The sequence below is a fragment of the Nitrospirota bacterium genome (assembly GCA_035873375.1).
GTDB lineage: Bacteria > Nitrospirota > Thermodesulfovibrionia > Thermodesulfovibrionales > JdFR-85 > BMS3Bbin07.
In genome coordinates this window covers 1-8,496 of sequence record JAYWMQ010000023.1, presented here as the reverse complement: position 1 = coordinate 8,496, position 8,496 = coordinate 1, and the positions used below count along the sequence as shown (strand labels likewise).

Genomic DNA, 8,496 nt, shown 5'->3' with positions numbered 1-8,496 from the left:
GTTTTATGATGGGACTGATCGAGGCATTCATACTATTAAATCAGCGCTTCGAGAGATTAACAGGCAAAAATGTAATTCGTCAATGGATAAGATGGGGCTCTATGCAACTCATAGAAAAACCTCGCTTGTTTTAGGACTAATGGTTTGCCTGCCTGGTAAGGGTTTTCCTTTATAAGAGTTAAGTGCTTCAATGCTATATCTTTTTGGACTCTTAATGGCAGAGACTTTAAGTCTCTCCTTGCAGCTGAGGATAGCTCAAGCTCATATTCAGACATAATGGATTATCTGTACTCTTTTTGTAATTCTTCAAGTTTTGTGAGTTTTTTCCCGGCTTTCCTTTCAGCTTTAGCCAGTCCACCTCTTTTATTCACAAAGTCTATAAACCACTCATCTTCTTTGAGCTTGAGGTAGCCTATAAAATCCATCACCTCTCTGACCTTTTTTTCGGGCAAATCATCTATCTCAGCAATTAATTTATCTTTTAAACTTGTTACCGGCATTTTTACCTCCTTGGATATCCAAACAGTTTCTACTTATTATTTTAGCATAAATAAAGTTAAATTGATGTAAAGCGGGAAGCGGGCTGCAGATTTTCGTGGGTGGGCGCAGATTTTGGTTATGGCTGTAAAATTTGATCAAGTATACAAAGGGATTTCTTTTCAGACAGGATTTACAGGATAACTGATTAGCTTTAGGACTTCTTTAACGGCAAGATTCTCTTTTCTTTATTTTATTCCTTTATCCTGTTAATCCTGTCTGAAAAGGATATTATTATAGGCGAGAGGGGACTTTCTGTTCAAGTTTGAATGTTCAAAAAAGTTTACCAGACGGGCAGAGCGTTACCTTTTAAAAAGCAGGCAGGCTGACTGGTAAGCGATGGACTATTTTTCTTTTAAAAAATCATCCACTGTTAAGCCACTTTTTCTTATCAGGCCTCTTAATAATCCCGGGGCTAATTCTTTATGATCGGGAACTGATAGGGTTGACCGTTGTTTATGATAAAGTATCATGTGGCTTCCTGTCTGATGGTCCAATATATAACCAAATTTCTGAAAAATTCTTACAGCCTCTTTCCCGGAAATATTTGAAAGTCTTCCCACCTAAACAGTAACCTCTCCAAGAAAGACTTCCCTTTCCTCCTGCAGGTCAGGTCTTCCGTGTTTCTTTTCCACCTCCAACCAGCCTCTGATTGCATCCTTAACATTCTTTAATGCATCATCTATTGTCTTACCCTGACTCATGCAGCCGACAAGTTCGGGAACATCAACAACATATCCATCATATTCCGGATCATATATTATGACCACTTTAAATCTCATTTTGTGCCTCCAGATGACTCTTGGTTTATAATACAGTATAAGCTAACAGGCTGGCAAGCGAGCAAGCCGGCAGGCGAGCCGCAGATTTTCGTGGATGGGCGCGGATTTGGGTTATGGCTGCAAAAGCAAGGACACAAGAGTTTTCTTTTAGACAGGATGTACAGGATAACTGATTTGATTAACGACAAGTCTCTTTTCTTTCTCAATCCTTCCTTTATCCTGTTAATCCTGTCTGAAGGGGTCTTTCTGTTCAAAGTTGGTTCAAAAAGTTTACCGGACGGGCAAAGGCACTATTTTTTCCTGATCCATTCATCCCTTGTTATTCCTGCCTGTCTAAGTATTCTTATTAACAAATCAACCTTTCTGCTTATGAGGATTGGGAACAGTTAGCCTCAAATTGCCCTTTAGCATGTACAGATGTTTTCCTCCACCATATGGCCCCTCAAATCCAAACATTTTAAGTCTCTTTACGAGTTCACTACAAGATACGGGAACCAGTTTCGACATTTATACAGGGGCTCCCTCGATCTCTTTTATCTCAATATCACCAAGTTTCGGAATCGGCAGCCCTCTTTTAATGCTCAAGAGTATCCAGCCTTCTATAACATCCTTAAGGTTACTTCTACATTCTTCGAGGGTCTCCCCTGTTGCCCATACACCCTTTAGTTCCTTGATCTCGCCATAATATGGCTCTTCATCCTCTATAATCTCATACCGTGCCCTTCCTAAGGCTTCCTCAATATACTCTGTTAACATTGGTCTACCCTTTCTTTCAGCTTTAACCGGTTTGGATGCTTCTGCTTATCATTTTAACATAAAGCTGACAAGCTGGCAAGCTGGCAGGCAGATTTTCGTGGATGGGCGCGGATTTGGGTTATGGCTGTAAAAATAGAACAAGGACACAATAATTTTATTTTAGACAGGATGTACAGGATAACTGATTTGATTAACGACAAGTCTCTTTTTTCTCTCTCTTTACTTCTCTATCCTTCCTTTATCCTGTCAATCCTGTCTGAATAAGGTTTTCAGGTTAAGGTTCAATATTTAGCTATATTTCAGTTCTTGTTCGTTTCAGGAGACTCCTCTCCGTAATAGTAGTGGTAGTAGTTATGATAATAACCGTAGCCCGAAGAGAGTTTGATTTTATTTATTATTGCACCTGCTACATTTACATTTACACTCCTAAGCTGCTTTATTGCCTGTTCAACTGCCGGGAAAGAAGTCCCGCCCAGTTTTATGACAATGAAAGAGGTATCGGCCAGTCTGCCCAAAAGCAGAGAATCCGTTACAGGCAGGACAGGAGGTGAGTCTATGAGTATATAATCAAATTCATTTTTTATTTTGTCAAGGAAATCACTTAAATCCTGCTGGCTCAATAATTCAGACGGGTTAGGCGGAATTATACCGGCTGGAATCACGTAAAGGTGTTCAGTTGCTGTTGGTCTTATAATCTCTTTCAAATCCGACTTACCGGCAAGAAGATGGGTTATTCCGGGTTCTCTGCTTATGTCAAAGATATGATGCATTCTTGGCTTGCGCAGATCCAGGTCGATTATTAAAGTCCTGGAGCCCATAAGGGCAAGGGTTATACCGAGATTAGCCGTAATTGTAGTTTTACCTTCATTTTGCATTGGTGAAGTGAAATGGAACACCCTTCCCCTCTTTTCCAGTACGGCAAACTGCAGGTTTGTCCTCAGAGAACGGAAGCTCTCTGCTACAATAGATTTTGTCGAATCAAGGGTTATAAGCCCTGAGTTCGACCTCTTCCCTGAGAGGGGCTTTTTTTTGGGCTCTTCTGCCTGAACAAGCGGAATATGGCCGAAGACAGGAAGGCCGAGCCGCTCCTCTACATCACGGGGGGATTTGATGGAATTGTCAAGATAGTCAAAGAAGAAGGCAAACCCAATACCCGACATCAACCCGACCACCACGGCTAATAAGATATTCTTCTTCTTCTGTGGTTTTATGGGTTTTTCCGGCACTATAGCCGGGTCAACAACCTGTATTGATGATATGGTGGATGCCTGGGTAATGGTTGCTTCGTTTAACTTCTGGAAGAGAAAGGCATTAATATTGGAGAGCACCTCTTTATTTAGAACCAGTCCTGCCAGTCTTTTTTCCTCTTCAGGAAGCACTTTAAGCTCTGCCCTGAGCCTCTCTATCTCTTTAGTGAAACTATCCTTTTTACTTCGTAAGGAATCGAGGGTATTCAGTATGGAAGAGTTCACCCTTCTCTTAATTTCATTTATCTCTGCTGACAGGGCAACCACTTGTGGATGTCTTGCTGTATACTCGGCAAGCAGGGATTTTCTGTTATTTTCCAGCATGGCAAGCCTGCTTATCATGGACTGTACAACAGGGTCTTCCAAAACAGAGAGGTTCAGGGTTGAGGTGTCTGTGATATTTCTTTGAACTTCATCATAAAGATATCTTACCTGCTGTTCCTTGATTTCAAGATTGATCTTCTCTTTTTCCAGCGCCCCTATATTCTCTATGAGCTTTTTCGTACCCTCCTTCAGGTCCACAACCCTGGAGTTTCTCTTATGTGCAGCAAGGGATTCAAGGGCATTTTCAAGCTTTTTCTGAGTTGGTTCGATCTGCCTTTTTACAAACTTTATCATATAAGTGGCTTCCTTGCTTCGCCTTGAGATATCCTGCTGAATATAACGTTTAACTATAGAATTGGCAATAGCAGCAGCCATCCGGGGATCGCTGTCCTGAACCTTTATATAAACAATATTGGTATTTCTTACCGGTGATACAGTGACTTTTTTCTGAAGGCCTTCCACGGCCTCATAAAATCTACTCCTTTTGATCTTGAAAGATGCCCCCTTTTCGGGATTCACTTCTTTGATTACAAAAGAAAGTCCCGAATTGCTCTTAAAAAGAATACCTGCAATACCTCGGCCAAGGGATTCACCTTCTCTTGTGACAGTGAAATTTCCCTTGTCGTCGGTAAACTCGACCTCGATCTCCTCGTCAATAAATTTTTCCGGAACTTGCAGGTTTATTACCCTGAGGTCAAGGTCTCCTGATATGTCAAACACCCTCTGGTCATACTTCAGTTCCCTTACAACATCTTCCGCAATGGTACGGCTTTTAATTATCTCTATCTGGGATGGTATTTCCGAAGTCTGCGGCAATCCCGCAAGTTCAGTGAATAATGCCTGCCCACCACCCTTGGCTTCTTCAATCAGGATAGAGGTTGTGGCCTCGTAGATAGGTGTGGCCAAATAAGTGCCGATACCTGCTGCAAGAACTATAACAACAAAACAGGAAATAACAATCCACTTTTTACGAAGCAGTACCTCGATATAGTCATAAAGGTGAATCTCGCGCTCTTCAACATCGTTTGTCTGGTCTATCTGATTCATCCTGTTTTTCTCCTGATTATTTGGTTCTTCCGACATTCCTTTTTTAATTCCTGCTCAATAGTTTTTCAAAAAACCATGACTGTCTATTTTTTGGCTCTGGAAGAGCGAGTTGACCGCCTCTTATGATTCCGTCAGGGATTTCAGTAACCATCCTTAGCGCATAATCATCACCTACAATCTCACCGGCAACTTTCAGGGCCTTCGAAAGCACAGGAGGCCGTCTCCTGACCGAATGCGCATCTGTAGCAATGACATGGGCAAGATTATATTTCAGGAGAGATACAGCACATCTGCGGGTGCTCTTACCAAACTCTCCGGTCAGGCTCATTGCTGTTATCTGGGACATGGCACCCTGCATAATGAAACCATGGAGTATATTAATATCATCCTGAATGGCTGCATTCCTTTCAGGATGCGTGAAGACCGGAGTAATGCCGTTGAGTTTCATCTCCCACAGAAAGTCAGCTAAATGCTGCGGGACTCCGTAATCCGGTAGTTCCAGCATAATATAACGTTGATTGTTATTCACGGTCATTACCTTACCGGCCTTGATCTCCTCTATAAGGTTAAAGTCTACATGAACATCGGCCCCGGGAAGTACTTTGAGAGGAATCCCCTTATCCTGAAGTAGCTGATTTAACAGTTTCACCTCTTCAATAATTTTCCCGGGACTTACCTGATAAACACCGTTATTGGAGTGCGGAGTGGCCACAACAACCCTGATTCCGTCATCTACAGCGATTTTCGCCATCTTGAGGGATTTTTCAGGACTGTCGGAACCATCATCAAGACATGGAAGGATGTGATTATGTATGTCAATCATGTTCAGTAAGTTTTTTCCGGCAGCATGCCCGGAATGGATTTAACCTTTCCTCTCCCTGATGAATAACCAGCAACTTCTTTCCCATTATCTATTAATATAATAATCAAGTGTAGCACCAAACATCAGGGTCTGCAGTGAAGGGGTGAGCTGTTTGAGTATCTTGTTCCACTCTCCTACAAAGGATGCCGGAACATACACAATATCCTCAGAATAGAGCGCTATATTCTCTCCCAGGTCACCATTCGTAATTTTATCGAAATTAACCGTGATAACCGTGGGATTTTCCAACCCGCCCCTTATAATCTTTATATTGCTCTTTTTTGCTGAAATCTCAAAATCTCCGGCACTCGCAATCGCCTCGGCAACCCTCAGAATCTTACCTGCAAAGGGCACTATCATCGGTTTTTTCACTTCCCCTACCACGTAGACCCTTTGATCCTGAACATTCGGTATATAGATAATATCTTTTCTCCTCACTTCCACATTATACTTCAAATCGCCTTCTGTCATAAGGGCATACAGGTCAATAGGAATAATCTTGTTCTTCCTGATAATATAGGCACCTTTCAGATTGGCCTTTTCAGTTAAACCTCCAGCATTGGCTATGGCTTCAAGCAGTGTGGTCTTCCCCCTTAAATAGATTACATGAGGGTTCTCTACTTCACCCAATATCGAAACATCACGGCTTGCGTATTTAATTATCTGTATGTCTACTTTAGGGGCAACGATATACTCCTTCAATTTTTCAACAATGTTTTGCTGGAGTTGCGGAATAGTCAACCCGGCAGCCTTAATGTCTCCTACCAGGGGATAAGAAATCATGCCGTCATTCCGGATTTCTGTTTCCCGCGTGATATCCGTGGCACCCTTCAGGGAATCCTGGCGTCCAAAAACCGTAACCCTTAAGATATCATGATAACCCAGGTAGTAGTCTTCCTGGCCTTCCAATACTTCATCTCTTTGAGATAACTCTGGAATCTTGTCTAACTCTTCGATTATGTATGGAGACCGCTGTAAAGGGTTGACAGGTTTTTTTTGCTCCGGCGTCATCTCTTCCGGGGTTGTAAATGAAACAGCACCTGTATTGGATACTCCTTGATTTACCCAACGGTTGCTGGATTCGTCCCACTTGACGGAAGCGGAAGGTGCACACGCAGTGATAAAGACGAGGGATAAGACGATAACTACGGTTGAAGATACAGCTGGAAAAAGGTTAAAAGAACAAAACAATTGAAATTTATGTAAAATTTTATTTGTTACCAAATTCATACCTTACCTTTGTGGAACCATAGTTATAATTAGTTTAGCCCCGGAACTAACAGCCCCTTCTTTCAAGCTATGCTCGAAAGATAGACCGCCCCCCTCAGATTCGCTAAATTATAGAATTTGTTTCAATATGGTGTCAAGGTGGGGAAGTGGGCAGGCGGGCATGGCGTACCCTACGCAGAGAGCATAGCGTTACCCTAAAAAGCATGGCGGGAGATAGAGCTAAATAGGCGGGCAAGCGGGCAATTGAGTTTAAAAAGTAGCCTGTCCCCTTTTATTGCTTTTTCTGTCCCCTTTTATTGCTTTTTCTTCATATTCAGGACTTTACTCCGGCGTTGCATATGCCTTTTACCCCTCTGACCGCACTGCTCATGCCGGGGGGGAAGTCAGCAACTGCTTCGATCTTTTCCCAGTTGTCTCTAAACCATTCAATGTTTTTTTGAAACCCCTCCTCAAAATCAACAACAGGCTCATAGCCTATCAGTTGCCTGGCCTTGTCTATTGATGCCAGGAGTCTCGGTTTGGTATCCCACTTCCGGCGTTCCTTAAAAACAATATCCGCTTTATTATCAGTCGCCTCATTAACCTTTTCAACCAGATCCTTAATTTTGATCTCTCTTCCAGAAGCCAGATTGAAATTTTCCCCTATTGCATTTGGGTAAAAACCGGCTTTTATCAATCCCTGCACCAAGTCTAACACATAGGTAAAATCCCTCGTCTCCTCTCCAGTCCCTGTAACAGGAAGCGGAAAACCCTTCATGGCCCAGTAAATAAAGTTAGGTATAACATTCCTGTATTGTCCCGGCACTTCACCGGGACCGTAAGAATTGAAAAAACGGCAGTTTACAATTGGTAAGCCGTAGTGATGATTATAAAAATTGCAATACATCTCTCCCGTCATCTTGTTTATCTGGTATGGAGTTGTAAGATGCATGGAAATGAACTCTTCCTTTATGGGAAGTTCGGGATATGCTCCGTAAATAGCGCAACCACTCGAAGCGTATATGAATTTTTCCAGACCTGATATTTTTGAATATTCCAGCAGTTTTATCTGTCCGATTACGTCCACATCTGCCGATGTTTCACAATAGTCAATAGAGTTCTGGTTGGCAAAAAAGGCGGCTAAATGAAAGACAATGCTTGGCTCCTCCTTAAATACCCTTTTTAAATCCACGTCACTTCGCACATCTCCAAGCACAAACATGACGTTAGGCAGGGGTATGATATTCCATGGATCTTTTGTACTTATAGCTGAAAGATTATCCAGAACCAGAACCTTACCATCATCGCCTACCAGCCTTGAAAGTGCAATAACAAGATTACTTCCAATGGCCCCTGCACCACCGGTCACCAGCACCGTTCTCCCTGAATAGTAATCCGAAACCTCAGCCTCAAGGTAAACCCTGCCTAAATAATTATCCACAAGGGCAATTCTTTTTTCTTGAACATCCACATTAAACCTCCCCGTTCAATGTTTTATTTTATAAATGTTTTATTTTATTTGGTGAACCACCCTACGGCAGAAACCGCAGGGCGTTTGGAAATTGTATCTTTATCTCCAGTGTTATTCCCCGAACGCTTTCGGGGAATCCTTCGACTTGTTCGGGATTACATGAAAGATTCCCCGAATGCTTTCGGGGAATGACGGAAAGCTTGTTGTATAATTATAATACTATAATTTTTGATTATAATGCTACATCGCTGAAAGGAGTAT

At 42.2% G+C, this 8,496-nt stretch carries 8 protein-coding genes; all 8 read right to left on the bottom strand.

Annotated features, from left to right (window positions below):
• Positions 1-281: 281 nt before the first annotated feature.
• Positions 282-500 (bottom strand): hypothetical protein, encoded by a 219-nt coding sequence (locus VST71_05160; GenBank protein MEC4685105.1) that lies wholly within the window; start codon positions 498-500, stop codon positions 282-284.
• A gap of 381 nt (positions 501-881) precedes the next feature.
• Positions 882-1,100 carry a type II toxin-antitoxin system HicA family toxin gene (locus VST71_05155; GenBank protein MEC4685104.1) on the bottom strand — a complete coding sequence of 73 codons (219 nt, stop codon included), beginning with the start codon at positions 1,098-1,100 and terminating at the stop codon, positions 882-884.
• On the bottom strand, positions 1,101-1,319 hold the full coding sequence (locus tag VST71_05150) for a type II toxin-antitoxin system HicB family antitoxin (GenBank protein ID MEC4685103.1): 219 nt from the start codon (positions 1,317-1,319) through the stop codon (positions 1,101-1,103). It lies immediately after the preceding gene.
• A gap of 507 nt (positions 1,320-1,826) precedes the next feature.
• Positions 1,827-2,075, bottom strand: coding sequence for a type II toxin-antitoxin system HicB family antitoxin (locus VST71_05145; protein MEC4685102.1), 249 nt, complete (start codon positions 2,073-2,075; stop codon positions 1,827-1,829).
• Between the two features lie 299 nt (positions 2,076-2,374).
• Positions 2,375-4,693: a polysaccharide biosynthesis tyrosine autokinase gene (locus VST71_05140; protein ID MEC4685101.1), complete on the bottom strand. Its 2,319-nt coding sequence runs from the start codon at positions 4,691-4,693 to the stop codon at positions 2,375-2,377.
• Positions 4,694-4,736: 43 nt separating this feature from the next.
• The gene (locus tag VST71_05135) at positions 4,737-5,516 is read right to left on the bottom strand and encodes a CpsB/CapC family capsule biosynthesis tyrosine phosphatase (GenBank protein MEC4685100.1); all 780 of its coding nucleotides are present in this window, start codon (positions 5,514-5,516) and stop codon (positions 4,737-4,739) included.
• A gap of 84 nt (positions 5,517-5,600) precedes the next feature.
• Entirely contained in the window at positions 5,601-6,566 is a 966-nt protein-coding gene (locus tag VST71_05130) for an SLBB domain-containing protein (protein MEC4685099.1), read from the bottom strand.
• Positions 6,567-7,098: 532 nt separating this feature from the next.
• Positions 7,099-8,235 carry an NAD-dependent epimerase/dehydratase family protein gene (locus VST71_05125; protein ID MEC4685098.1) on the bottom strand — a complete coding sequence of 379 codons (1,137 nt, stop codon included), beginning with the start codon at positions 8,233-8,235 and terminating at the stop codon, positions 7,099-7,101.
• Positions 8,236-8,496: the final 261 nt, after the last annotated feature.

What these genes read in the sequence shown, in the direction of transcription:
- VST71_05135 (MEC4685100.1), bottom strand. Translation starts at nt 5,516, where the DNA reads ATGATTGACATACATAATCACATCCTTCCATGTCTTGATGATGGTTCC.
- VST71_05150 (MEC4685103.1), bottom strand. Translation starts at nt 1,319, where the DNA reads ATGAGATTTAAAGTGGTCATAATATATGATCCGGAATATGATGGATAT.
- VST71_05130 (MEC4685099.1), bottom strand. Translation starts at nt 6,566, where the DNA reads ATGACGCCGGAGCAAAAAAAACCTGTCAACCCTTTACAGCGGTCTCCA.
- VST71_05145 (MEC4685102.1), bottom strand. Translation starts at nt 2,075, where the DNA reads ATGTTAACAGAGTATATTGAGGAAGCCTTAGGAAGGGCACGGTATGAG.
- VST71_05140 (MEC4685101.1), bottom strand. Translation starts at nt 4,693, where the DNA reads ATGAATCAGATAGACCAGACAAACGATGTTGAAGAGCGCGAGATTCAC.
- VST71_05160 (MEC4685105.1), bottom strand. Translation starts at nt 500, where the DNA reads ATGCCGGTAACAAGTTTAAAAGATAAATTAATTGCTGAGATAGATGAT.